The following is a 1,612-nucleotide window of genomic DNA, read 5'->3' as shown; positions in this document are numbered from 1 at the left end:
GGCGCGTCAGCCGGTGAGTCACCGGGGGCGGCCGATGCCGCACCGATCGCCTCTGCCTGAGCCGGCGAAACGTTCACGTCGTCGACGGCGGGAGCAGCCACGGGCTCCGGCGGTCCCGCCGGGCGGGTGGCCGCACGGCGGCGGCGGGGCGGAAGGGTGTCGCTGGGTGAGGCGAAGCCTGAGGCGGGCGCCGGGGGCGCTTCTGCCGCAGCCGCATCGGACTGCTGCGCAGGGTCCGCCGGTTGCTGAAGCTTCTCCGCCTTCTCGGCGTTCTCCTCGGCTGCGCTTTCATTGTTCGGTTCAAGCATGCGGGCGGTTCTCCCGTCACGCTCCCGGGCGCCGCGCCTCTTACGTTCCGGTCACGGCCCGCACTCGGGGGCCGTGCTCCGGGGCGCGTGCGCCACACGGGAGCTGTTGTCTCACTCGCCGGTTCCGGCATTTCGTACGGCCCGGCTACGGCAAAAGTCTTCTGGTCGGTGCGCCTGCCTGCCGGGACGCGGACCCGGGTGGCTCCCTGGTGCCTGCGTCGGCGGTGGCGCTTTCAACGGTGATCCTTTAGGCCCGTGGCCTACGCGCTGCCGCCCGGCGCCGTCGCGACGAGGGGTGCGTCGCGGTCGGGCGCCAACGGGTCGGTCACCGTGCCGGTCTCCTCATCGAGCGGCCCCTGCGCCAGCCTGGTCACCGCTGCCGGGACCGGCGGCGCCAGGTCGGCCGTAGCTCGGAGGCCGGACAGGACGTCGTCGGGTCGCACGGCAGGTGTCAGGTGCCGTACCACCAGGCGCAGTATCGCACAGGGTTCGTCCACGGGACCATCGCCCCCTGTCTCAGCAGACGCTTCCGCTGAGGTCAGCGAGGTGACGGCGGCCCGTGCGTCGAACGTACGCAGCCCCTTCTTCGTCTGCCTCTCCACCTCGACGGTCTCCGCCCCCAGGAACGCCTCGACGGCCCGGGCCGCCTCTCCGGGGGCGACCCCGGGGAGCAGGAGTTCCCATTCGGAGGCCTCGAGCCGGTCGCTGAAGTCCGGCGTACGGACCTCGACGGCGTCGATGATGTCGAGCCCGGTCGGCATGGACGCGTCCAGGCGGGCACGGAGCTCGCCCGGGTCACGCTGCTCGACGAGGGCGATCTCCAGATACTCGGCCTCGCTGCCGGTGCCGGTGGGTGCGGCATTGGCGTAGGAGACCTTCGGGTGCGGGGTGAATCCGGCGGAGTAGGCCATGGGCACTCCTGCCCGGCGCAGCGCCCTCTCGAAAGCGCGCTGGAAGTCTCGATGACTGGTGAACCGGAGGCGGCCGCGCTTCGTGTATCGCAGACGCACGCGCTGCACAGCAGGTGCGGGCGGCGGGCCTTCGGGCTGTCGCTTGCCCAGTGGTTCTCTCCTCGTTCCCTGGTGCCGGGCGGCCCCGCGTGGGGGACGGGCCGCCCTTCGCATACGGATTGAACGTGCTTCAAAGGGTGCGGAAGTCCGCATCGTCGCGCTTCGAACCGAATGAGTTCGGCGTCGTCGCGCTGTTGTGCGGTGATCCTGCGACCCAGGGTACGCGCCCGGCGCCGGACAGGGGCTTCTGCTTCGTCACGGACGGTGCGCCGAAGAGGGCCCGCCGCAGCTCGG

Annotated in this window: 2 protein-coding genes; both read right to left on the bottom strand. The window is 71.8% G+C overall.

The features are described 5' to 3' along the window. Positions 1-308 (bottom strand): hypothetical protein (locus H5J26_RS31120; RefSeq protein WP_210771929.1); only part of this gene is annotated, 308 nt, incomplete at its 3' end. 260 nt (positions 309-568) lie between these two features. Then, positions 569-1,327 carry a TIGR03936 family radical SAM-associated protein gene (locus H5J26_RS30840; protein WP_309238142.1) on the bottom strand — a complete coding sequence of 253 codons (759 nt, stop codon included), beginning with the start codon at positions 1,325-1,327 and terminating at the stop codon, positions 569-571. Between the last annotated feature and the right edge of the window lie 285 nt (positions 1,328-1,612).

The sequence above is a fragment of the Streptomyces albidus (ex Kaewkla and Franco 2022) genome, from assembly GCF_013870515.1.
GTDB classification, from domain to species: domain Bacteria; phylum Actinomycetota; class Actinomycetes; order Streptomycetales; family Streptomycetaceae; genus Streptomyces; species Streptomyces albidus.
The sequence above is the reverse complement of the archived record's forward strand: the minus strand, read 5'-3'. Positions and strand labels throughout refer to the sequence as shown.